Raw genomic sequence first — 21,548 nt, forward strand, 5'->3', positions numbered from 1 at the left:
CCATAACGTCTCTGGCCCGCAAGGCCGGGCCAGAGACCATAGCTGAACATGAAAGATCGGATATGACCGAAACTTCGTCTCAGCCGGTACCCCAAAAAGCAAAGGCCAACCTGTTCCAGCAACTGGAACTGGACATGCGGCTATTGGGCATGATCGGCGCCTTCATCATCCTGTGCATCGGCTTCAACATCGTAACGGATGGCCGTTTTCTGACGCCCAGAAACCTGTTCAACCTGTCGATCCAGACCGTCTCGGTCGCGATAATGGCCTGCGGCATGGTGTTCATTATCGTGATGCGCCACATTGATCTTTCGGTCGGCGCGCTGCTGGCGACCACATCCGCCGTCATGGCGATGACACAAACCGAGCTTCTGCCGAACGTGCTGGGGTTAGGTTTAAATCACCCGGCGACTTGGGCAATCACACTTGTTGTCGGCCTCGCAGTCGGAACCTTGATCGGCGCATTCCACGGTTGGATGGTCGGCTATCTGACCATACCGGCCTTTATCGTGACGCTTGGCGGTTTTCTGGTCTGGCGCAACGTCGCCTGGTACATGACAGACGGCCAGACAATCGGCCCGCTGGACAGCACGTTCTTGATATTTGGCGGAACCAACGGGACGTTGGGAACAACGGTCAGCCTTCTGTTCGGCCTTGCCGCCACCGCTATTGCGGTCTGGGCGTTGTGGAGCGGACGCCGCTCCAAGGCTGCCCATGGGTTCCCTGTGAAACCGGTTTGGGCCGAAACAACTTTGGCGGGGATCATTGGCATCGCCATTATGGGCTATGTCTTGATCGTCAACAGTTACTCGATCCCCACACGCAGGCTGGAACGTATGTTCGAAGCGCGGGGCGAGACCATGCCTGAAGGGCTTGTTGTGGGTTATGGTATCCCGATCTCGGTTCTGATCCTGATCCTTGTTGCAGTAACCTTGACTGTTGTGGCCCGCAAAACCCGATTTGGCCGCTATATCTTTGCCACGGGGGGCAACCCGGATGCGGCGGAACTGTCGGGCATCAACACTCGCATGATGACCGTCAAGATCTTTGCCCTGATGGGGTTCCTGTGTGCGCTGTCGGCGGTCGTGGCTTCGGCCCGCTTGGCCAACCACTCGAACGATATCGGCACATTGGATGAGCTGCGCGTGATTGCTGCGGCCGTAATCGGCGGCACGGCGCTGTCCGGTGGTATCGGTACGATCTACGGCGCGATCCTTGGCGCGCTGATCATGCAGGCGCTTCAATCGGGCATGGCCATGGTTGGCGTGGACGCACCGTTTCAGAACATCGTCGTGGGCACCGTTCTGGTTTTGGCCGTCTATATCGACATCGTCTATCGCAAACGTCTGGGAGCGAAATGATGCAAGCACAAGAAACACAGAACCAAACTTCGGGCCGAGGGTCCGGCCAGCCTCCGCTTGTCGAAATGCGCGATATCTCGATTTCGTTCGGCGGCATCAAGGCGGTGGACCGTGTCTCGGTCGACTTGTACCCGGGCGAGGTTGTTGGCCTTCTGGGCCACAACGGGGCCGGTAAATCTACGCTGATCAAGGTGCTTTCGGGTGCCTATCAGAAGGACCACGGAGAGATCCTGATCGACGGCAAGAAGGTTGAGATCAACAACCCCCGCGATGCGCGTGCCAACAATATCGAGACGATCTATCAGACGCTGGCCTTGGCGGACAATCTGGATGCAAGTTCGAACCTTTTCCTGGGGCGGGAAATGGTAACGCCTTTCGGGCTGGTCAACGATGCTGCGATGGAGGCCGAATGCCGCAAGATCATGGCACAGTTGAACCCGAACTTTCAGAAGTTCAACGACCCGGTTTCGGCGCTATCCGGTGGTCAGCGGCAGTCGGTGGCCATCGCGCGTGCGGTATATTTCAATGCGCGCATCCTGATCATGGACGAGCCCACAGCCGCGCTTGGCCCGCACGAAACACAGATGGTGGCGGACCTGATCCAGCAGCTCAAGGCGCAAGGGATCGGAATTTTCCTGATCGACCACGATGTGCATGCAGTAATGGAGTTGTGCGACCGGGCTTCGGTCATGAAAAACGGGCAACTGGTTGGCACAGTCGACATCGCTGATGTCACGGATGACGATTTGCTGTCGATGATCATTCTGGGCAAGAAGCCCGGTGAAAAGACGGAATGAGGCAAAAGAGATGACGAGCGGTTTCTTTCAGGGGATCGAGCAGGTCCAATTCGAGGGCGAGAACAGTAAGAACCCGCTCGCATTCCGTCACTACAACCCGGACGAGATCGTGATGGGTAAGCGCATGGAGGATCACCTGCGTTTTGCCGTGGCGTGGTGGCACTCGTTTGCCTGGGAAGGCGGGGATCCGTTTGGTGGCTCGACTTTTGAACGCCCATGGCATCCGCAAGACGACATGGGCCGCGCCAAGATGAAGGCCGATATCGCCTTTGAGATGTTTCAGATCCTGGGACAGCCCTATTTCTGCTGGCATGACGCGGATATCCGCCCTGAGCATGGGAACTTCGCCGACAATCTGCGCACGCTGAATGAGATCACCGATTATATCGGTGAAAAGATGCAGGCATCCGGCACCAAGCTGTTGTGGGGAACGGCCAACATGTTCAGCCACCGTCGCTGGCTGGGGGGTGCCAGCACCAACCCCGACCCCGACGTCTTTGCTTTCGCTGCCGCCACGGTGAAATCCTGTTTGGACGCGACCCACAAACTGGGCGGCGAGAACTATGTGCTTTGGGGTGGACGCGAGGGCTACGAGACGCTGCTCAATACCGACATGAAGGCCGAACTGGATCATATGGGCCGGTTCCTGAACATGGTGGTCGAGTACAAGCACAAGATCGGCTTCAAAGGCACGATCCTCGTCGAACCCAAACCGCAGGAGCCGTCCAAGCATCAATATGATTTCGATGCGGCAACCTGTATCGGTTTCCTGCGCAAGTACGGCCTCGAGGATGAGGTCAAGCTGAACCTGGAACAAGGGCACGCAATCCTGGCAGGACACAGTTTCGAACATGAGATCGCTGTTGCTGCGGCTGAGGGTATGCTTGGGTCCATCGACATGAACCGGAACGATTACCAGTCCGGGTGGGATACGGATCAGTTCCCCAACAACACGCCCGAAGTCGCGCTGGCTTATTACCACATCCTGAAAGCGGGCGGGTTTACCACGGGTGGCACCAACTTCGACGCTAAACTTCGCAGGCAATCCATCGACGCCGAAGACCTGATCGCTGCGCATGTGGGCGGGATGGATATCTGTGCCCGGGGCCTGAAAGCGGCAGCTGCGATGCTTGAAGATGGTGGTCTGGAACAGGCGCTGGCCGACCGGTATGCAGGCTGGAAAACGCCTAAAGCTCAGGCGATGCTAACCTCTGGCCTCGACGAGATTGCAGCGCGGGTGATTGCCGAAGACCTCAATCCTCAGCCACGCTCGGGGCGTCAGGAAGTGCTTGAGAATTACGTGAACCGCTTTGTGTGATTCCTGTCGGCTCAGCCTGAACTGAAATAATCGGTGTACAAAGCCCCGGAAACGCGTGAGTTTACATAGGCGTTGCCCGGGGCTTTCCCTTGTCGAACGCAGTGGCATCATGGGCCCGTCTGGGTCGCGCAGATGGGACGACCAGAGTATTGGTGGAAAAATCATCAGGTAAGGCAATCTTTCTAAGTGGCAACCTGATGCTGCATGTGACGCGCATGTCGCTGACCACGAGCATTGGATTGATGGCGATCTTTGCTGTCGATTTTGTCGATATGGTCTTTATCTCGATGCTGGGCAACGACGCGCTGGCCGCAGCGGTAGGTTATGCCGGGACGCTGCTGTTTTTTACGAACGCCATCAATATCGGTCTGTCGATTTCTGCCGGGGCGCTGGTCGCGCGTGAGTTGGGCGGCGGGCGGGTCGAACAGGCAAGGCAATACGCGTCCAGTGTCGCCGTGCTGGGGCTGATCGTCGGGTTGGTAACCTCCGTTTTGGTGCTGCTGAACGTCAGCTTTCTGCTGTCGCTGCTTGGCGCAAAGGGCGAGGTTTTGCGGCTGGCGACGCGCTATGTGTCGATCATTCTGCCGACTATGTGGGTGATGTCGATTGCGATGGCGGCGATGGCTGTGCTGCGCGCCCACGGCGATGCGCGCCGATCAATGATGGCAACGATTTACGGCGGCGTTGTGAATGCAGTTCTTGACCCGATTTTGATATTTGCCGTTGGACTGGGGTTGGATGGGGCCGCGATAGCCTCAGTTCTGGCGCGGCTATGTATGTTGGGCGCAGCCTTATGGCCCGCGCTGCGGGTGCATCAGGGGTTTGCACGCCCATCGATGAAACAGGTGGCACAGGATTTTCGGCCCGTGCGGGCCATCGCAATCCCTGCTGTTCTGACGAACGTCGCCACGCCGATCGGGAATGCCATCGTTGTTCGGGAAATCGCGCAGTTCGGAACGGATGCAGTTGCGGGTATGGCGGTGATCGGGCGGCTGTTGCCGGTGGCGTTTTCGGTCATCTTTGCGCTGTCCGGCGCGATAGGGCCAATCATCGGGCAGAATTTCGGGGCAGAAAAATTTGATCGCGTGCGCACTGCGTTTCTGGCCGGGATCAAGTTCACCGCAATCTATGTTCTTTGCATGTCGGCTATTTTGTTTTTGCTGCGGTCCCCAATTGCAAATTTGTTCGCAGCCCAGGGGGAAACGCGCGTACTAATTTACTTGTTCTGTGGCCCGCTGGCATTGGCTTCTTTCTTCAACGGTGTGATTTTTGTGACAAATGCCAGTTTCAACAATCTAGGCCATCCGGTCTATTCCACGTGGATAAACTGGGGTCGTCACACCATTGGCACATGGGTGTTTGCCACAATTGGCTCACAAATCGCCGGGGCGTCGGGCGTTCTGTTGGGGCAGGCTTTTGGGGGCGTCATCTTTGCTGTCATAGGATGGGTTCTTGTCGCGCGCGTTGTTGCGCGGCTGGAACGCGTGCAATCGCCCGAGCCTTTTACCGATCAGGGGCGACTTCACTCGCTGTTCGGGCGTCGCGGCTGGTAAGCGATCAGGTCAGTTCCCCTGATTGCGCGCCTCCAGTCGTTCCAAGTTGACCACCGTTGACAGCATCAGGCGGTCATGGCTCCAATCCCGTGTCTGCTGGATTGAGGCCGACCCCAGAGCCAAAAGGGCGCCAAAGATCAGCGTCATGCCGAGGAACAATGCCGGCAAGGCGGGTACCGAAGGCTGAACATCGGTCAGTGCGATTACACGTTGCCGCAGTACGCGCTTTGCCTTGCCGCCTGTCACAAAAGCAACATTCAGAACGCGTGGGCTGTTGGTTGAGATTGTCCGGGCGCAATAGTCCAGCAGGCACGCCGTGTATTCCCGCGCATCAATCCGTTTGCGCGCAACAACCGACTGGTCACAGGCCAACTCGCGCAGCCGGCCGAATTGATACTTGAGCATCAGGTAGGCAGGGTTCCAGAACAAAAGCGGACGCAGCAGCTCAAACCCCAGTTCCCATTCCACATCACCAGTACGGATATGCTGAAACTCGTGAGCGAGCGCAAAACGCAACTCTCGCGGGGTGTCCAGCAAATGGCTAGGCAGAACGACGTGGCGGCGGCGAAGTCCGCGCACGGCGAACGGCACGGTGATGCGATCGGACAGGCGAATATCCACCTTGGCAGACCGCCGCCAAAGAAAACTTGAATTGACAGTCTGACGGATCGCCATTGCGTCCCGCAAGGCACGCGCGGCGTACACGGCAGCGACACAGGCAAGTATGGCGGCAACGAGGGTGATCACAGGTTGCTGTCCCGACAATGCAAGATCTACCCACCTTTCGCGAGTGTTCAGCAGTGCTTCAAACTGCGTCGCAGGCATTGCGATGTCACCGCGCAGATAGGCCGCAACAGCGATATCACCAAGGGCCACGGCACTGCCCGGCCAAGCGTAGGTCGTCAGCGACGACACGCAAACCGCCAGAAACGGGCTGGCAAGGACGCAGATGCACAGGGTCTTGAGGGCCCGCAACTGTACAACATAGCCATTGCGCAGTGCGGTGCGGCTTAGGGCCGTGCGGGTCATCAGCCAGATGACCGCCGAAAAGGCCAGCACGATGTTGAGTTCGATGAATGCGTCGAGAACCGGTCTAACCGCTGTCATTTTGCAGTCTCCTCTCTACCAGTGCTCGAATTTCCTCCAGGTCGGCTTCGCTCAGCCCCGCGTCGTCGACCAGCCGCGCCACCAGTGTGGCGGGGGTGTCGTCAAAAAGCGTGCGCGACAGATTTTGCAGCGAACGGGCCTGATATCTGTCCTTTTCCAGAAGCGGCGTATAGATCAGGGTTTTTCCCGACTTTTGGCTTTCCACAAAACCCTTCTCGTCCAGAATGCGCAGGATCGTGGCCCCGGATGTATAGGCCAGGTTGCGTTCTGACGGCAGGCGGTCCAGGACATCACGCACCGAGCCTTGCCCGAGGGCCCAGAGCTCGTTCATGAACTCCAGTTCGACCTCGGTCAGCAGATTTGTCGTCTTTTTCTTTCGCATCGGTCTCGGTGTCGTCATGGTTATTATGCCTGACAGACAAGCATCCTTTCGCGATTTCTCAAAGTCTAAACTTTCCAGAACACAAAAACGCCCCAGCCAATCGACAGGAATAGCGGTGTCCAGACCGGTTGCCCGACCAATCCAAGCCACGCCAGGAAAATGTACGCGGACCCCAGAAGGGTAATGAACAGGCGATCCCCTAGCGTGGTTGTCAGCCCCAGAACCCCGCGTCGTTCAATCCCGTCGCGGAATTTGAAGCCTTCCAGCAAGCCAATGCATGCTATGGCCGAGAAGATGCCGACAAACACGGCCAGCGTGGCAGGTGTCCATGCCATCCAGAAATCAGGCCACAAGGGGTCCGTCCACGAGAACCCTTTTTCGGCCTCCTGTCCGACATTGCTCCATCCGGCCTTGGCCTGGGCAAAGGCTGCTGAGGGCAGGAAGGGGAGGGTGAGAAGCAGTTTTCGCATGTCGAACCTCACACACGTCCCATCGCGAAGCCACGCGCGATGTAGTTGCGAACAAACCAGATGACGATGGCACCGGGGATGATGGTCAGGGTGCCCGCGGCGGCCAGCAGACCCAATTCGTACCCGGCACTGGATGCTGTGCGGGTCATCACGGCAGCGATGGGTTTGGCTTCAACCGCTGTCAGGGTCTTAGCCAGCAGCATTTCAACCCATGAGAACATGAAGCAGAAGAACGCCGCGACACCGACACCTGCCTTGATGTTGGGCAGGAAGATTGTCACGAAGAAGCGCGGGAACGAATATCCATCCACATATGCGGTTTCATCGAGCTCCTTTGGGATACCACGCATGAACCCTTCCAGAATCCACACCGCCAGCGGCACGTTGAACAGCGTATGGGCCAAAGCCACGGCCAGATAGGTGTCGAAAAGGTGGATCGACGAATATAGCTGGAAGAATGGCAGGGCGAACACGGCCGCCGGGGCCATGCGGTTGGTCAACAGCCAGAAGAACAGCTGCTTGTCGCCGAGGAACCGATAGCGTGAGAACGCATAAGCCGCAGGCAGGGCAACGCAGACGGAAAGCACTGTGTTCAGAGTCACATAGGTAATCGAGTTGATGTAACCCCAGTACCACGTCGGGTCAGTGAAGATGGTGATATAGTTTTCCAGCGTAAAAGTCTGGGGAAACAAGGAAAAGCCCGACAGGATCTCGTTCGTGGTCTTGAAGGACATCGCCACCAGCCAATAGATCGGCAGCATCAGGAACGCGATATAGAGGATCGGGATGATGGACCGCTTTTTCATTCTGCGTCGTCCTTTGTCATCAGAGTGTAGAAGAGCCACGACACCAGCAGCGTGATGGCGAAATAAATCAGGCTCATCGCTGCCGCCGGGCCAAGGTCGAACTGCCCCAGCGCGATCTTCACAAGGTCAATCGACAGCAGGGTGGTCGAGTTGCCGGGACCGCCCCCAGTTAGAACAAAAGGCTCGGTATAGATATTGAAGCTGTCCATGAACCGCAGCAGAACCGCGATGGTCAGAACCGTCTTCATCTTTGGCAGCTGGATATAGCGGAACACCGACCACGGGCTGGCGCCGTCGATTTTGGCGGCCTGATAATAGGCGTCGGGGATTGATACGAGGCCCGCATAGCACAGCAGCACGACCAGCGACGTCCAGTGCCACACATCCATGACGATGACGGTTATCCAGGCCGAAAGCGGCTGTTGCGTCATGTCATAGTTGATGCCTAGCACGTCATTCAGGAAATATCCCAGCAATCCAATCTTGGGCAGGGTGAAGATGTTCCACATCGACCCTACAACGTTCCAAGGGATCAGCATCGGCAAGGCCATCAGCACCAGACAGACAGGCACCCAAAAGCCTTTGCGCGGCATCGACAGGGCGACGATGATGCCCAGCGGTACCTCGATGATTAGGATCAGGAAGGTGAACAGAAACTGCCGTCCAAGTGCTGCCTGAAAACGGTCGGATCGCAGGATCTGTTCGAACCAGCCCAGTCCTTCCCAGAAGAACTGGTTGTTGCCGAAGGTTTCCTGCACCGAGTAGTTGACCACCGTCATCATAGGCACCAGCGCGTTGAACGCTACCAGCGCAAGTACGGGCAGGACAAAGAACCACGCCTTTTGGTTTTCCGTTCTCATTGCACCCGCTCCTGAGTTGCGATCCAGCCGTCGCGGTAGACGCGGGATTGTTCGGGTTTGAATTGCAAAAAGACCTGTGATCCCGGTTCCGGTACACTGTGTTCGGTCACGACCTTGAGGGCGGTGTTGCCGACCACGGCGCTGACCACATAGTGGCGGCCGATATCGGCGACCTTGGTCACATGTGCCGGAATGCCAGTGTCGCCGAAACCTACATATTCCGGGCGGATACCTAAATCGGTGCGGCCGCCGTCACCGTGTGTGGAACCTTCCAGCATGACCTCGTGCCCTTCAAATACGGCGCGGTCGCCTTTGGCTTCACACGGAAGGACATTCATACCCGGCGAGCCGATGAAATGGCCGACAAATGTGTGCTGCGGCCGTTCAAACAATTCGACAGGCGTTCCGATCTGAACCACTTCACCGTCTTGCATTACCACCACTTCGTCGGCGAAGGTCAGCGCCTCGGTCTGGTCGTGTGTCACGTAGATCATTGTGGCCTGCACGCGCTGGTGCAGCTCTTTCAACTTGGATCGCAGTTTCCATTTCAGGTGCGGGTCGATCACGGTCAGCGGTTCATCGAACATCACCGCATTCACGTCGTCGCGAACAAGACCGCGACCCATCGAGATCTTCTGTTTGTTGTCCGGGCTCAGGCCCGATGCGCGGGTGTTCAGCATATCCGTAACATCCAGCATCGCGGCGATTTCCAGAACACGGCGCTTGATTGTCGCGGGATCAACACCCCGGTTCTTCAACGGGAAGGCCAGGTTCTCGCCCACGGTCATCGTGTCGTAGATCACCGGAAATTGGAAAACCTGCGCGATGTTGCGTTGGTCCGGGGGCAGGGCTGTGACGTCTTGATCATCGAACAGTATCCGGCCTTCCGAGGGGGTAAGAAGACCGGATATGATGTTCAGCAGCGTGGACTTGCCACAACCTGATGGCCCCAACAGCGCATAGGCCCCGCCATCGCGCCACGTGACGTCGATTTCCTTCAGCGCATAGTCCTCGGGGCCTTTTGGCGATGGCAAATAGCTGTGTCGGAGGTTTGAAAGCTTGATCTGTGCCATGTCAGGCCACCCTTTTGCCGTCTTGGCTGAAGTACCGGCAATGCGCCGGGTTCATATAGAAACTGTGATCTTCGCCGACCTGATAGGGATGCACACCGGCGGCGAGTGAAACCCAGGCTTCATCACCATGTTGGAAATGCGCGCTGGAATCCGAACCTGACAGTTCGGTCACGATCACACGTCCGGTCAGTTCGACGTCGGCGTCAGACGTACGAAATGGCGTCACGCGATGAGGGCGCACGGCGACCATATATTCCCCATCGGCCATGTCCGAGACAGCCCAGCCGACATTGCCTGCCAATTGCGCTCGGGCGCTGGCAACGGTGATACGAGCCACATTGATAGGCGGGTCCGAGAATACACGCGCCGCGGCAATGTTTTCCGGATTACGGTAGATGTCGGTGGTTGGGCCGAATTGGGTCACGCGGCCGTCTTCCATCAGCGCGGTGTAGCCCCCCAGCAGCAATGCCTCTTCAGGCTCCGAGGTGGCGTAGACAACGACGGCCCCGCGACCAGCGAACAGGTCGGGCAGTTGTTCGCGCAACTCTTCGCGCAGTTTATAATCAAGATTCGCCAGCGGCTCATCAAGGAAGACGGCGCGGCTTTCTTTTGCAATGGCACGCGCCAGCGCGGTTCGCTGTTGTTGCCCGCCCGACAGCTCGTGTGGGCGGCGGTGGAGCATGGGGCGCAATTGCAGCAGATCGGCGGCCTCTTCCACGCGGCCATCGATTTCGGACTTGGCCATGCCAGCCACGCGCAGAGGCGAGGCGATATTGTCGAATACGGTCATATGTGGGTAGTTCACGAAGAACTGGTGCACCAGGCTGATCTGCCGCTTTTGCGTGTTCAACCGTGTCACGTCCTGCCCGTCCATCAGAACCTTGCCCGAGGCGATCGGGTCCAACCCGGCCATCATCTTGATCAGTGACGTTTTTCCGGAACCTGTCGCGCCCAATAGCACGTTGAAATGGCCGGTTTGCAGCGTCAGGTTTGTTGGCTTGATATGGATGACGTTGCCGACCCGTTTGGTCGCGTCTTGAAGTTCGATCATCTGGGAAACTCGCGGGGCATTCAGGGGTAGGCCGGGCTTAAGCCCGGCCTACGATGTTGCTTTTACTGGGACTGCCAGCGCTTAACCAGTTCGTCATAGTTGACGGTCTGGCCCTGCGGCTTTTCGTTTTCCAGCTTGGCCTTGGGCGAACCCGCTTTTTCCAGCCAGAATGCGTCATCCTGCGGTTCATTCAAACGCGGGCCACAGCCACCGTAGACACCGGCGCTTTCATCCGCGGCCTGCATACGGGCCATGGTGATGTCCATCTCTTCGGCCAGACGGTCCATCGCCTCTTGCGGGGTGAAGGCGCCCGAGTTCACGTCACCGATCTGCTGCCACCAGATCTGGGCCAGCTTTGGATAGTCCGGTACGTTGATGCCGGTCGGCGACCATGCCACGCGGTCAGGCGAGCGATAGAATTCGACCAGACCACCCAGCTTGGATGCACGTTCCGTGAACGACTCGTGGTTGACCGAGCTGTCGCGGATGAAGGTCAGACCCACATGGGACTTCTTCACATCAACAGTCTTGGACGTAACGAACTGGGCATAAAGCCAGGCTGCCTGCGCACGATCCGAGGGGGTTGATTTCAGGAACGTCCAGGAACCCACGTCCTGGTAGCCAACCTTCTGGCCTTCTTCCCAGTAGGGGCCGTGGGGGCTGGGCGCCATCCGCCACAGCGGCGTGCCTTCGTCATCCACGGTGTTGTTGCCTTCGGACTTCGGCTTCACCATGTCGGCGGTAAAGGCGGTGTACCAGAAAATCTGCTGGGCCACGTTGCCCTGGCTCAGTGCCGGCAGCGACTGATAGAAGTCGTAAGACGCCGCACCTGGAGGCGCGTAGGCCCGCAGCCATTCGTCCCATTTGCGGATCGCATAGACCGCAGCGGGGCCATTTGCAGCACCACCGCGCGACACCGAGGCGCCGACCGGGTTACAGGTGCCCGCTTCCATGCGGATGCCCCATTCGTCAACCGGAATACCGTTCGGCTCGCCCTTGTCACCGGCACCGGCCATCGAAAGCCAGGCGTCGGTCATGCGCCAGCCAAGGTCAGGCGCGCGCTTGCCGTAATCCATGTGGCCGTAGATCGCCACGCCGTCGACTTCTTTCACGTCATTGGTGAAGAACTCGGCGATGTCTTCATAGGCCGACCAGTTGACCGGAACGCCCAGATCATAGCCGTATTTCTCTTTGAACGCGGCCTTGTTGGCCTCGTCATCGAACCAGTCCTTGCGGAACCAGTAAAGGTTCGCAAACTGCTGGTCGGGAAGCTGATACAGCTTGCCGTCCGGCCCGGTGGTGAACTGAATGCCCATGAAGTCATCCAGATCGATTGTCGGCGAGGTTGTCGCCGCCCAGTCGCCGCCCATCATGTCGGTCAGCGGATAGGCCAGTTGCAGGCGCGAGTGGGTACCAATCAGGTCACTGTCGTTGACATAGCCGTCATACAGGTTCCGACCTGTCTGCATCTGGGTCTGAACAGCCTGGACCACTTCGCCTTCGCCAAGGATCTGGTGATTGACCTTGATGCCGGTGATTTCTTCAAAAGCCTTGGTCAGAACCTCCGACTCGTAGGAATGCGTCGGAATACCTTCGGACAGGACGTTGATTTCCATGCCAGCGTAGGGCTGTGCAGCTTGGATAAACCATTGCATCTCGGCCATCTGTTCGTCTTTCGACAAGGTCGATGGCTGGAATTCGTCGTCGATCCAACGTTGTGCTGCGGCTTCGTCGGCCCAAGCGGACCCGTGCCCCGCAATGACGGCAGCCGCCGCCACTGCGGAAAGTAGATGTCTCCGCATCTGTCTCCTCCCAAAAATTATGGTTCTCCGGCGGGAACCGGATGCAGAACAGCATCAGCGATTTTTTGCGTATGTGTCAAACTAAATTTTTAGTAATTGACGTTCAGGCATTCAGAAGACAGGTGATTCGAGCGTCCTTCCAGTGCAGAGATTGATTGTAAACAACTAATTTTGCTTGTGAAAATCTATTGAGTTCAAGCGGGGTAAATAGGGAAATCCACCGTGACTCAATGCGGGCTTGCAATGACGGCTGGCGCGCAGAATTGCACTCGTGTTTCGTGAGGCACCGACACTGATCCGGCACTGAGTGGGAAGTCAGGCAAACCAGCTTCCCAGATCATTATTGCTAAAACTCAGTGCTCACATAGCACCAATCCGGTCCGAAAAAAGGCCGGATGTGGCAATGCGGATGTGGCACTGCCTTGCCGTTCACGGTATTCCGTGTCCATATAAAGAAAATTTCCGGAGCCGGTTCGTGAAGAAGAATACCCTCAACACCCATCGTGAGCTGGAATTGCTTGATGCCCTAAGACGTTTGGGTGGAACGGCCCGGAATTCAGATTTGGCGAATATGCTCGGCGTCTCCGAAGAGACGGTGCGCCGAACGATCAAAGCCTTGTCAAAGGCGGGTACGGTCGAGCGCGTTCATGGCGGTGCCTATCTTGCCGGAGTGCAGGGCGCCCCCAACTTCTTTCACCGGATTTCGCAAGACGCGGATGAAAAGCGTTTGATCGCCGGGCATACCGCGAAACTGGTTCGCGATCAGATGACCGTTTTCCTGGATGTGGGATCGACGACTGCCTTTGTCGCCGAAGAACTGCGCCAGGTCAGTAACCTCACGGTTGTCAGCAACTCCATCGGCGTCGTGCAGACCTTGGCCGGGGTCAACGGAAACCGGGTGCACCTTTTGGGGGGTGAGTTGCAGATCGATGAAAGGGGTACCTTTGGTCACGTCACCCATAAGCAGCTGCAACGCTATGCCTTTGACATCGTGATCCTGAGCACGGATGCGATTTCAGACAGCAAAGGGTTTCTGTATCAAAGCGCGGCCGAAGCGGATCTTGCATCGGTGGTGGTCAGGTGTGCGGACCAGGTTGTTATGGCTGCAGCGCATTCCAAGTTTGGTGAAAGGGCACCTTATGTGGGGCCGGATCCTCGGCTGGTGCATTCGCTGGTCACGGATGCTGTGCCAAAAGGTGGGGTGGCCAGATTCCTTGACCGTTGGGGCATCGAAATTCAGATCGCTGATGACAGCTAGGTTGCTGTTTTAAGGCGCAGCCCGGATGGTCTTGCTGCATTGGGATGGAAGAATCTAAGGAAGAGTGGCAGCCCGTAGGGGAATCGAACCCCTCTTTCCAGGTTGAAAACCTGGCGTCCTAACCGATAGACGAACGGGCCACTTGGTATCAGGTCACAAGCGCAAATGGCAGCCCGTAGGGGAATCGAACCCCTCTTTCCAGGTTGAAAACCTGGCGTCCTAACCGATAGACGAACGGGCCACGCTGGCTTGTGGAGGGCCTTTTACGGTTTCGCCGTGACCCCCGCAAGCGTAAAAACGCAGGGATTGGAAAGTTTTTTAGCGCACCAAAGCTGCGTGTTAACGGGCTTCTGCCGCGTCCTCCAGCCTGAGCTGCACAGATTGGCGTCCGCCCCAGGTGTTGACCTCTAGCCGACCCGCAAAATGAAAGCGCGCACCGCCGTGGTTTGACAGTTTTTCGCCCATCGGCCCGTCAAAAGCACCAAATGCAATCGCATCCAGTCCGCCGCCCATTCCATCGGTCAGCGACAGTTTCAGATGCGATTCACCGACCCGTTTGGCAAAGCGAACCTGCAGGTCAGGCAACGCATAGCGCGGGGCCGGAGCACCGGCGCCAAACGGTCCGGCCTGTTCGATCTGCTCGATCAGATCCACGGTTGCCGCGCCGGGCATCAACGCGCCATCCAGTTTAAAATCCGCAGGACCGCCCTGGCCGGCCCCCTGTCTGGCCAGCAACTCGCTCAGGCGCTCCATTGCGGGTTCCAACTGATCGCGCATGACGGTCAAACCTGCGGCCATCTTGTGGCCGCCTCCTTTGACCAGCAACCCTTCGGCCGCCAGACGCTGGATCGAAGCCCCAAGATCGACGCCAGAAACCGAGCGGCCCGAACCCTTACCCTCATCCCCATCAAAACCGATCACGATTGCCGGTCGATTGGTTGTCTCCTTCAGCCGAGAGGCCACGATACCAACGACACCGGGGTGCCAGCCCTCGCCTGCCGCCCAGACCAAAGGGGCGTCCAAGCCACGCGCCTCGGCCTGCGCCAGCGCGGCGGAACGCACCGCGTTTTCAATGTCGCGGCGCTCAGTGTTCAATGCATCCAGACGTTCGGACAACGCCTGCGCCTCATGCAGAGAATCGGTACTCAGCAAGCGCGCGCCCAGATCGGCCTGACCGATCCTTCCCCCGGCATTCACACGGGGCCCAAGCAGAAACCCCAGGTGATAACTGTTGGGTGCTGTATCCATGCGCGAGATATCGGACAGCGCGACAAGGCCGGGGCGCTGCCGCTGTGCCATCACTTTCAGCCCCTGTCGCACCAGGGCGCGGTTAGCTTCTATCAGCGGCGCCACATCGGCAACGGTCGCCAGGGCCACCAGATCCAGAAGGGCCACCAGGTCCGGTCCCCTTGCGCCTGCGTCACGCAGCTGGCGACCGGCTTCGACCAGCATCAGAAACACCACGCCTGCCGCGCAAAGATAACCAAGATCGCCGCTTTCATCCTGTCGGTTTGGATTTACCACAGCGACGCAATCGGGCAGCGTCTCGCCCCCCAGATGGTGGTCCAGAACGATCACATCCGCACCCGTAGCCGCCGCAATCGGATCATGGCTGAGCGTGCCGCAATCAACGCAGATGATCAGGTCATGCCTGGCCGAAAGCTCCTGCATTGCGGGAACGTTGGGGCCATACCCTTCGTCGATCCGGTCCGGCACATAAAGCGTCGCCTGCACGCCCATCTGCCGCAGCCAGACCAGCAGCAACGCAGCAGAGCTGCCGCCATCGACATCGTAATCTGCAAACACCGCGATTTTCTGACGATTGCGGACGGCTTCCAGAAAGCGCGTGGCGGCAACTTCCATATCCTTTAAGGCCCGCGGATCAGGCAGCAACTCCTTCAGCTTTGGGTCAAGAAAGCCGGGCGCCTCCGATACCGGCACGCCGCGCCGGGCCAGAACTTGGCAAACGGCACGGGGCAGGTCGGTTTGTTGCGCCATCATCTCGGCCGCCCGCTCAATCTCGGGGCTAGGTCCAACCCAAAGCCGTCCCGTCAGTGACTGCTCGACTCCAAGAAAACTCATTGCTCGCCTCTTATGCACCAAGGCCGGACCCTTGCGGACCCGGCCTCTTCACCTTTTCAGAAATACTCTGGCCGAAGGCAACGGCGCAAGCCGTTATGAATTGTCATGCGGCCAAGTCGGCGTGCGGTAGGACATGCGGCGTACCGACCCGGTCTTGGACCGCATCAACAGCGTCGTGGTTTCCACCCAGCCGGGCTCGCGCTTGATCCGGGGCAGCAAAGAGCCGCCAGTCACGCCGGTGGCGGCAAAGATCACATCCGCCGTCACCATCTCATCACGTGCATAAACTCGGTCCAGATCGGTGATGCCAGCCTTGGCGGCCCGGCTACGTTCGTCATCGTTCCGGAACAACAGGCGGCCAAAAATCTGCCCGCCCATACATTTCAGCGCAGCGGCGGCCAACACACCTTCGGGCGCGCCGCCCTGGCCCATATACATGTCGATGCCGGTCACTTCGCTTTCGGCGCAGTGCATGACACCCGCCACGTCACCATCAGTGATCAGACGGATCGCGGCACCGGTTTCGCGCACTTCGGCAATCATCGCTTCGTGGCGCGGGCGTTCCAGAATGCAGACGGTGATGTCGGCCGGTTTGCACCCCTTGGCCTTGGCCAGCGCTTCGACACGCTCGCGCGGCGTCATGTCCAGATTGACAACGCCTTCCGGCAGACCCGGGCCAACCGCCAGTTTGTCCATATAGACATCCGGCGCGTGCAGCATCGAGCCGCGCGGGCCCATTGCGATGACGGTCAGTGCGTTCGGCATATCCTTGGCGGTCAGCGTGGTGCCTTCCAGCGGATCCAGTGCGATATCCACGCCGGGGCCATTTCCGGTGCCAACCTCTTCGCCGATATACAGCATCGGTGCCTCGTCACGCTCGCCTTCACCGATGACCACGACACCTGCTATATCCAGCAGGTTCAGCTGTTCCCGCATCGCGTTCACTGCGGCCTGATCCGCGGCCTTCTCATCGCCCCGGCCCACAAGCGAAGCCGAAGCCAGTGCAGCCTGTTCCGCCACCCTCGCCAGCCCCAGAGACAGCAGGCGGTCATTGAAATCGGTCTTGGCAGCACTCATGTTTCTGTATCCTCTGGTCAGTATAGCCGTGTCTTCCGGCATAGCTTGCGTTTCATGCAGGCCGCAAGGTCAAACCGCTTCAATCCGCAATGCAACTGGGTCGCCTGCCACCACATCGGTTTCGCGGAAACCCTCCAACGCGACGTCTAGCGCCGTTCGGGTGGTCTTATGGGTGACGATCAGTACAGGCGCTGTGCTTTCGGCATGTGCATATTGGCGCATCCGGTCGATTGACACCCCGGCATTACCCAGAATTGCTGCAACCTTGGCCAATGCACCAGGTTTATCCAGCAAGCCCAGTCGCAGATAATACGGCGCAGGTCGGCCGGTGACGGCGGGAACTGCGGTTTCAAGCGTGGTGGCCGGGCGGCCAAAGGTCGGGATTTGCAATCCGCGCGCCAGATCGCAGACATCGCCCATCACAGCGCTGGCTGTCGGGCCTTCGCCCGCGCCGGGGCCGCGCAGAACAACCTGCTCAACCGCGTCGCCTTCGATCACGACCATATTGGTGCCGCCTTCCAGCTGGCCCAGTGGTGAGTCACTGGGTACCAGGCAGGGCTGCATACGTTGCTCCAGCCCGCGCGCGGTGCGCTGCGCCACGCCCAGCAGCTTGATGCGAAAGCCCATGTCTTCGGCCTGGTCGATGTCGTCCAGGCTGATCTGCTGGATACCCTCAATCTCGATCGCGTCGAAATTCGGCTTGGTCCCAAACGCAATCGAGGATAGCAGAGCCAGCTTGTGCGCAGCGTCGATACCCCCAACGTCCAGATTGGGGTCTGCCTCCAGATATCCCAATTCGGCGCATTCATTGAAAAGGGCATTATAGCCCTGACGCTGCGACTGCATCCGAGTCAGGATGTAGTTGCACGTCCCGTTCATCACTCCCATCACGCGGGTGATCTCGTTACCCGCCAGACCTTCGGTCAGGGACTTGATCACCGGGATACCACCAGCGACAGCGGCCTCAAACCGGATCACACGACCGGCGGCCTCGGCTTTTTCAGCCAGTTCCTGCCCGTGGATGGCCAGCAACGCCTTGTTGGCCGTGACCACATCCTTGCCACTGGCCAATGCTGCTTCGACCGAGGCTTTGGCTGGACCATTCTCGCCACCCATCAATTCGACGTAAACGTCTATGTCATCGCGTTTTGCCAATGCAACCGGATCAGTTTCCCAGGCATAGTCCGACAGGTTCACGCCACGGTCCTTGTTCGGGTCGCGCGCGGAAACAGCCACGATTTCAATCGAACGGCCTGTACGGGCCTGCAACAACTCTGCATGGCGGCGGACGATCTTGACGACACCCACGCCGACCGTTCCCAAGCCCGCAATTCCCAGCCGCAGTGCCTGTGTCATGTCGTGGTCCTTTTCCGCTCGTATTTTCTGGTGTCGGATGCTTGTCCAATCAGCGCTGCCTTAGCGGGTTCAGGCCAAGGGTGCAATCCGTCACCGGGGGATAGTGGGGGTGATTTATGGCGCGTCAGTTGGTTTGCGCGTTTTGTAGCGCCTGCGCCTTTTGAGCCAAGGCATTGCTGCGTTGTGTCAGTTCGTCTTCGACGGCTGCTGCCTGATGGATCGGATCCACCGGTGGCCCCAAGGTTTCCTGCAGCGGAATAAGGCGCGGGTAGGCGGCGGATCTGACCGCAGCCTGTTCGCTGCCTTCCAGCTCGGGAATGTCCGCACAGGCGGTACAAAACAGAAAAAGTGGCAAAACAGGCAGCAGTTTCATGTCGCAGGCTTTTCGGTCTTTGTTGCCTTATCGTGATGCACGTTTTGACGACATCGTTCAAGCGGGGTTCTATATGAACATCTGTTCATATACTGTAGACCCATGGCACGCACTCAAGGCTCACATTCCGACATAACCGGCCCGCGTATCCGCAAGGCCGCGCTGCACCTGTTTGCCCGCTATGGGTATGCCGCTGTCTCGATGCGGCAGATCGCGAAAGAGGTCGGGGTCCAGGCAGGCGCGCTTTATAACTATACGCCCGACAAACAGAGCCTTTTACACCGGTTGATGCGCGAACACATGCAGGACCTGCTTGAGGCGCTAGATGCAATGGGCCGTTGCGACGATGCAAAAGACGCCTTGCGCCAGTTTATCGGCTTTCACATCCGCTTCCATTTGCAACGCCCCGACGAAGTTTTCATCGCCTATATGGAGTTGCGCAATCTTTCGCCCGAAAACTTTGCTGAAATCGAAGACCTGCGGCGCCAATACGAAAACGTGCTGGAAAGCATCCTTGACTCAGGGCAGCAGGCCGGAAAATTCGCAATTTCGGACACGAAGATTGCAACGCTGGCCGTGATTGCCATGCTGAACGGCGTGATGACTTGGTACCGTTCGGGTGGTCGCCTGTCACTGGACGAGGTCGAGGAGATCTATTGGAACATGGTGCACAAGGCAGTGACGGCCTGACAGGGTCAAACCGTCACGCTGTTAGTGCGCGGGGCGAATGAACGTGCCATTGCGCAGCTCGCGAAATGCCTGTTCCAGTTCGGCCCGCGTGTTCATCACGATGGGGCCATGCCACGCGACGGGTTCATTGATCGGAGCCCCTGAGATCAGTAGGAACCGCACGCCTTGGGGGCCAGCCTGAACGGTGATTTCATCGCCAGTGCCAAAACGGACAAGCGTGCGATCCCCAGACATGTCGCGGATATTGACCTCTTGCCCGGCGATTTCCTTTTCCAGCAGCACACCTGTCGGCTGCGAGGCATCGGCAAAGGCGGCCTGACCCTGAAACACATAGGCGAAAGCACGGCGATACGTATCGATTCGGAAAGTTTTCTTCACACCCGCCGGGACAGAGATATCCAGATATTGCGGGTCAGCAGCTATCCCGTCTACGGGTCCAGTCTTACCCCAGAAATCACCTACGATCACCCGCACTGTCGTGCCATCGTCATCGGTGATTTCGGGGATATCCTTGCTTTGGACGTCCTGATAGCGCGGGGCGGTCATCTTCTGGTCCGAAGGCAGGTTGCCCCACAACTGGAAGCCGTGCATCTGGCCTGAGATGTTGCCGCTTGGCATTTCCTGATGCAGGATACCGGATCCGGCGGTCATCCATTGCACATCACCGGCGCCAAGCGTGCCGGTGTTGCCCAGCGAATCCGAATGTTCGACCGTGCCGGTCAGGACGTAAGTGATCGTTTCGATCCCCCGGTGCGGGTGCCAGGGAAAACCGGCCTGATAATCCTGCGGGCGTTCATTTCTGAAATCATCAAACAGCAGAAAGGGATCCAGTTCGGACGGGTCCTGAAACCCGAATGCGCGGTGAAGTTTCACACCAGCCCCTTCCATTGTGGGGATGGCTTTGCGTGTTTCCAACGTCGGTCTAAGGGACATGTTTGCCTCCGTTTCATCCGGGCAGCATGTAATCTCTGCGCCACAGCAGTCAATTTGCACAAAATAACCGGACCTGTGCGAAATTGTTTTGCAGCCAAACCCCTGTTGTTTCCGGCGCAAAATGGCTAGATCGAAGTGGATCAGACAGGAGACATCCATGCAGGACGACGTGTTGGCAACGATTCAGGCCTCATCCCCCAGACGATGGACCGGGGTAGGGATGCTGACAACGGTTGGAATGCTGGTTACCTATGTCGCGCTGGCATCGCCGCCCGAACCGGTTTGGCAGGTGTTTCTGTTTGTCGTTGGCGGTGCATCGCTTTGGCTGGCGCTTCGGGTATGGCGCGCCACAGAAGACTGTATCGAACTGACCCGGACCGAGTTGCGAACGGGATCGGGTCAGGTCATCGCGGAAGTGGCCGATATTGAAACGGTGGATCGGGGTGTATTCGCGTTCAAACCGTCAAACGGCTTTCTGGTCCGTACGCGAAACAAAGCGGCGAACCGCTGGGCTCCGGGATTGTGGTGGCGGGTGGGTCACCGGGTTGGCGTGGGCGGCATGACATCTGCCGCCGAAGCCAAGTTCATGTCCGAAATTCTATCCGCTATTTGTGCAGACGAACGGGGTCCTGGATAAGTTACACGCAACTTCGTTAGTAAAGCGGGGACGGGTGAAGATGAAGTTCTCAAAGGTGATACCTGTCGCAAAGTCCCAACCCGGTCTAAACGTGGGGATGTACTCATTCGACGTTTCGACCAGAATGACCGTATCCTGATTGGGCATCGGCGGCAGGCGATCTTCGATTTCATCGATGCTGTTGTCGTCCCACTCATTGTCAAAGCCGCGAACGGTCGACCAGCGCACATAGTGGCGTTTATCGTCCTCATCGTAAACGATCAGCGAGACACGCATTTTCACGTCTGACCGGTTATTGATCATCTTGCCCGCCAAATCGTGCAGCGAGTCGATATACACATCTGTTACGGCCTGCGTTTCACGCGAAATCAGGTCGCTGATTGTATAAGCTGCCTTCAGATTGGACGCGCTTTGACGAAACCCCTCGAATGCTGTGAACGTGAACGTAATCGTCCATAACATCAGTGGAAAAATCATGAGGGCTTCTACGGTCAGAATGCCACTTTCGTCTTTCTTGAAGACTTTGACGCGATTTCTCAGATTTTGGAGTACAGACATGATC

At 58.0% G+C, this 21,548-nt stretch carries 21 protein-coding genes and 2 tRNA genes; 7 read left to right on the forward strand and 16 right to left on the reverse strand.

Annotated elements, in window-relative coordinates:
* The first annotated feature begins 62 nt into the window (after nt 1-62).
* The 4 genes from ACR0BK_RS10620 to ACR0BK_RS10635 all read left to right on the forward strand — a co-directional run bounded on the left by ACR0BK_RS10620 (nt 63) and on the right by ACR0BK_RS10635 (nt 5,029).
* Nucleotides 63-1,361, forward strand: a complete 1,299-nt coding sequence (locus ACR0BK_RS10620; RefSeq protein WP_267364641.1) for a sugar ABC transporter permease — start codon at nt 63-65, stop codon at nt 1,359-1,361.
* Nucleotides 1,361-2,158, forward strand: a complete 798-nt coding sequence (locus tag ACR0BK_RS10625) for an ATP-binding cassette domain-containing protein (RefSeq protein WP_209504341.1) — start codon at nt 1,361-1,363, stop codon at nt 2,156-2,158. Before ACR0BK_RS10620 ends, ACR0BK_RS10625 begins: the two co-directional genes overlap by 1 nt.
* 10 nt (nt 2,159-2,168) lie before the next feature.
* Nucleotides 2,169-3,476, forward strand: coding sequence for a xylose isomerase (gene xylA / locus ACR0BK_RS10630; RefSeq protein WP_480554618.1), 1,308 nt, complete (start codon nt 2,169-2,171; stop codon nt 3,474-3,476).
* A gap of 101 nt (nt 3,477-3,577) precedes the next feature.
* On the forward strand, nt 3,578-5,029 hold the full coding sequence (locus ACR0BK_RS10635; RefSeq protein WP_480554619.1) for an MATE family efflux transporter: 1,452 nt from the start codon (nt 3,578-3,580) through the stop codon (nt 5,027-5,029).
* Nucleotides 5,030-5,038: 9 nt separating this feature from the next.
* On the opposite strand, the gene ACR0BK_RS10640 is transcribed toward ACR0BK_RS10635, so the two are convergent.
* The 8 genes from ACR0BK_RS10640 to ACR0BK_RS10675 all read right to left on the reverse strand — a co-directional run bounded on the left by ACR0BK_RS10640 (nt 5,039) and on the right by ACR0BK_RS10675 (nt 12,580).
* Nucleotides 5,039-6,136, reverse strand: coding sequence for a M56 family metallopeptidase (locus ACR0BK_RS10640; RefSeq protein ID WP_480554620.1), 1,098 nt, complete (start codon nt 6,134-6,136; stop codon nt 5,039-5,041).
* Nucleotides 6,123-6,518, reverse strand: a complete 396-nt coding sequence (locus tag ACR0BK_RS10645) for a BlaI/MecI/CopY family transcriptional regulator (RefSeq protein WP_480476368.1) — start codon at nt 6,516-6,518, stop codon at nt 6,123-6,125. Before ACR0BK_RS10645 ends, ACR0BK_RS10640 begins: the two co-directional genes overlap by 14 nt.
* 65 nt (nt 6,519-6,583) lie before the next feature.
* Nucleotides 6,584-6,988 (reverse strand): DUF2160 domain-containing protein, encoded by a 405-nt coding sequence (locus tag ACR0BK_RS10650; protein WP_480554622.1) that lies wholly within the window; start codon nt 6,986-6,988, stop codon nt 6,584-6,586.
* A gap of 8 nt (nt 6,989-6,996) precedes the next feature.
* Nucleotides 6,997-7,794, reverse strand: coding sequence for a carbohydrate ABC transporter permease (locus ACR0BK_RS10655; protein ID WP_155139158.1), 798 nt, complete (start codon nt 7,792-7,794; stop codon nt 6,997-6,999).
* Nucleotides 7,791-8,654, reverse strand: a complete 864-nt coding sequence (locus ACR0BK_RS10660) for a carbohydrate ABC transporter permease (protein ID WP_480493503.1) — start codon at nt 8,652-8,654, stop codon at nt 7,791-7,793. Before ACR0BK_RS10660 ends, ACR0BK_RS10655 begins: the two co-directional genes overlap by 4 nt.
* On the reverse strand, nt 8,651-9,727 hold the full coding sequence (locus tag ACR0BK_RS10665; protein ID WP_480554623.1) for an ABC transporter ATP-binding protein: 1,077 nt from the start codon (nt 9,725-9,727) through the stop codon (nt 8,651-8,653). The genes ACR0BK_RS10660 and ACR0BK_RS10665 overlap by 4 nt, the downstream gene beginning before the upstream one ends.
* Nucleotide 9,728: 1 nt before the next feature.
* A complete protein-coding gene (locus ACR0BK_RS10670) occupies nt 9,729-10,778 on the reverse strand; it encodes an ABC transporter ATP-binding protein (RefSeq protein WP_480476376.1) in 1,050 nt (349 codons plus the stop codon).
* Nucleotides 10,779-10,840: 62 nt separating this feature from the next.
* Nucleotides 10,841-12,580, reverse strand: a complete 1,740-nt coding sequence (locus ACR0BK_RS10675) for an ABC transporter substrate-binding protein (protein WP_480476378.1) — start codon at nt 12,578-12,580, stop codon at nt 10,841-10,843.
* 475 nt (nt 12,581-13,055) lie between these two features.
* On the opposite strand from ACR0BK_RS10675, the gene ACR0BK_RS10680 reads away from it, so the two are divergent.
* Nucleotides 13,056-13,838 (forward strand): DeoR/GlpR family DNA-binding transcription regulator, encoded by a 783-nt coding sequence (locus ACR0BK_RS10680; RefSeq protein ID WP_480554625.1) that lies wholly within the window; start codon nt 13,056-13,058, stop codon nt 13,836-13,838.
* A 65-nt stretch (nt 13,839-13,903) separates the two neighbouring features.
* Here ACR0BK_RS10680 and ACR0BK_RS10685 read toward each other — a convergent pair.
* The 6 genes from ACR0BK_RS10685 to ACR0BK_RS10710 form a co-directional block, all read right to left on the reverse strand.
* A tRNA-Glu gene (locus ACR0BK_RS10685) sits at nt 13,904-13,978 on the reverse strand.
* Nucleotides 13,979-14,004: 26 nt separating this feature from the next.
* Nucleotides 14,005-14,079 (reverse strand) — tRNA-Glu (locus tag ACR0BK_RS10690).
* 98 nt (nt 14,080-14,177) lie between these two features.
* The gene (gene recJ, locus ACR0BK_RS10695) at nt 14,178-15,920 is read right to left on the reverse strand and encodes a single-stranded-DNA-specific exonuclease RecJ (RefSeq protein ID WP_480516515.1); all 1,743 of its coding nucleotides are present in this window, start codon (nt 15,918-15,920) and stop codon (nt 14,178-14,180) included.
* A gap of 93 nt (nt 15,921-16,013) precedes the next feature.
* The gene (gene glpX, locus ACR0BK_RS10700; RefSeq protein WP_480516517.1) at nt 16,014-16,997 is read right to left on the reverse strand and encodes a class II fructose-bisphosphatase; all 984 of its coding nucleotides are present in this window, start codon (nt 16,995-16,997) and stop codon (nt 16,014-16,016) included.
* Nucleotides 16,998-17,066: 69 nt separating this feature from the next.
* Nucleotides 17,067-18,353 (reverse strand): homoserine dehydrogenase, encoded by a 1,287-nt coding sequence (locus ACR0BK_RS10705; protein WP_480554626.1) that lies wholly within the window; start codon nt 18,351-18,353, stop codon nt 17,067-17,069.
* 124 nt (nt 18,354-18,477) lie between these two features.
* The gene (locus tag ACR0BK_RS10710) at nt 18,478-18,726 is read right to left on the reverse strand and encodes a hypothetical protein (protein ID WP_480554627.1); all 249 of its coding nucleotides are present in this window, start codon (nt 18,724-18,726) and stop codon (nt 18,478-18,480) included.
* A gap of 102 nt (nt 18,727-18,828) precedes the next feature.
* Here ACR0BK_RS10710 and ACR0BK_RS10715 point away from each other — a divergent pair, with 102 nt between their 5' ends.
* Nucleotides 18,829-19,416 carry a TetR/AcrR family transcriptional regulator gene (locus ACR0BK_RS10715; RefSeq protein ID WP_480516524.1) on the forward strand — a complete coding sequence of 196 codons (588 nt, stop codon included), beginning with the start codon at nt 18,829-18,831 and terminating at the stop codon, nt 19,414-19,416.
* Between the two features lie 21 nt (nt 19,417-19,437).
* On the opposite strand, the gene ACR0BK_RS10720 is transcribed toward ACR0BK_RS10715, so the two are convergent.
* Nucleotides 19,438-20,349, reverse strand: coding sequence for a pirin family protein (locus ACR0BK_RS10720; protein WP_480516526.1), 912 nt, complete (start codon nt 20,347-20,349; stop codon nt 19,438-19,440).
* A gap of 157 nt (nt 20,350-20,506) precedes the next feature.
* Between ACR0BK_RS10720 and ACR0BK_RS10725 the strand changes: the two genes are divergently transcribed.
* Complete coding sequence (locus ACR0BK_RS10725; RefSeq protein ID WP_480476394.1) at nt 20,507-20,986, forward strand: hypothetical protein; 480 nt, start codon at nt 20,507-20,509, stop codon at nt 20,984-20,986.
* Here ACR0BK_RS10725 and ACR0BK_RS10730 read toward each other — a convergent pair.
* Nucleotides 20,948-21,544 carry a TadE/TadG family type IV pilus assembly protein gene (locus ACR0BK_RS10730; RefSeq protein WP_480516528.1) on the reverse strand — a complete coding sequence of 199 codons (597 nt, stop codon included), beginning with the start codon at nt 21,542-21,544 and terminating at the stop codon, nt 20,948-20,950. The genes ACR0BK_RS10725 and ACR0BK_RS10730 overlap by 39 nt on opposite strands.
* Between the last annotated feature and the right edge of the window lie 4 nt (nt 21,545-21,548).

The organism is Ruegeria sp. AF1, assembly GCF_056542125.1.

Excerpts from the sequence above, each read along its gene's own strand:
- xylA (WP_480554618.1), top strand. The coding sequence starts at position 2,169 with ATGACGAGCGGTTTCTTTCAGGGGATCGAGCAGGTCCAATTCGAGGGC.
- glpX (WP_480516517.1), bottom strand. The coding sequence starts at position 16,997 with ATGAGTGCTGCCAAGACCGATTTCAATGACCGCCTGCTGTCTCTGGGG.
- ACR0BK_RS10660 (WP_480493503.1), bottom strand. The coding sequence starts at position 8,654 with ATGAGAACGGAAAACCAAAAGGCGTGGTTCTTTGTCCTGCCCGTACTT.
- recJ (WP_480516515.1), bottom strand. The coding sequence starts at position 15,920 with ATGAGTTTTCTTGGAGTCGAGCAGTCACTGACGGGACGGCTTTGGGTT.
- ACR0BK_RS10675 (WP_480476378.1), bottom strand. The coding sequence starts at position 12,580 with ATGCGGAGACATCTACTTTCCGCAGTGGCGGCGGCTGCCGTCATTGCG.
- ACR0BK_RS10705 (WP_480554626.1), bottom strand. The coding sequence starts at position 18,353 with ATGACACAGGCACTGCGGCTGGGAATTGCGGGCTTGGGAACGGTCGGC.
- ACR0BK_RS10670 (WP_480476376.1), bottom strand. The coding sequence starts at position 10,778 with ATGATCGAACTTCAAGACGCGACCAAACGGGTCGGCAACGTCATCCAT.
- ACR0BK_RS10650 (WP_480554622.1), bottom strand. The coding sequence starts at position 6,988 with ATGCGAAAACTGCTTCTCACCCTCCCCTTCCTGCCCTCAGCAGCCTTT.
- ACR0BK_RS10710 (WP_480554627.1), bottom strand. The coding sequence starts at position 18,726 with ATGAAACTGCTGCCTGTTTTGCCACTTTTTCTGTTTTGTACCGCCTGT.
- ACR0BK_RS10645 (WP_480476368.1), bottom strand. The coding sequence starts at position 6,518 with ATGCGAAAGAAAAAGACGACAAATCTGCTGACCGAGGTCGAACTGGAG.
- ACR0BK_RS10725 (WP_480476394.1), top strand. The coding sequence starts at position 20,507 with ATGCAGGACGACGTGTTGGCAACGATTCAGGCCTCATCCCCCAGACGA.
- ACR0BK_RS10655 (WP_155139158.1), bottom strand. The coding sequence starts at position 7,794 with ATGAAAAAGCGGTCCATCATCCCGATCCTCTATATCGCGTTCCTGATG.
- ACR0BK_RS10715 (WP_480516524.1), top strand. The coding sequence starts at position 18,829 with ATGGCACGCACTCAAGGCTCACATTCCGACATAACCGGCCCGCGTATC.
- ACR0BK_RS10620 (WP_267364641.1), top strand. The coding sequence starts at position 63 with ATGACCGAAACTTCGTCTCAGCCGGTACCCCAAAAAGCAAAGGCCAAC.
- ACR0BK_RS10665 (WP_480554623.1), bottom strand. The coding sequence starts at position 9,727 with ATGGCACAGATCAAGCTTTCAAACCTCCGACACAGCTATTTGCCATCG.
- ACR0BK_RS10640 (WP_480554620.1), bottom strand. The coding sequence starts at position 6,136 with ATGACAGCGGTTAGACCGGTTCTCGACGCATTCATCGAACTCAACATC.
- ACR0BK_RS10720 (WP_480516526.1), bottom strand. The coding sequence starts at position 20,349 with ATGTCCCTTAGACCGACGTTGGAAACACGCAAAGCCATCCCCACAATG.
- ACR0BK_RS10625 (WP_209504341.1), top strand. The coding sequence starts at position 1,361 with ATGCAAGCACAAGAAACACAGAACCAAACTTCGGGCCGAGGGTCCGGC.
- ACR0BK_RS10730 (WP_480516528.1), bottom strand. The coding sequence starts at position 21,544 with ATGTCTGTACTCCAAAATCTGAGAAATCGCGTCAAAGTCTTCAAGAAA.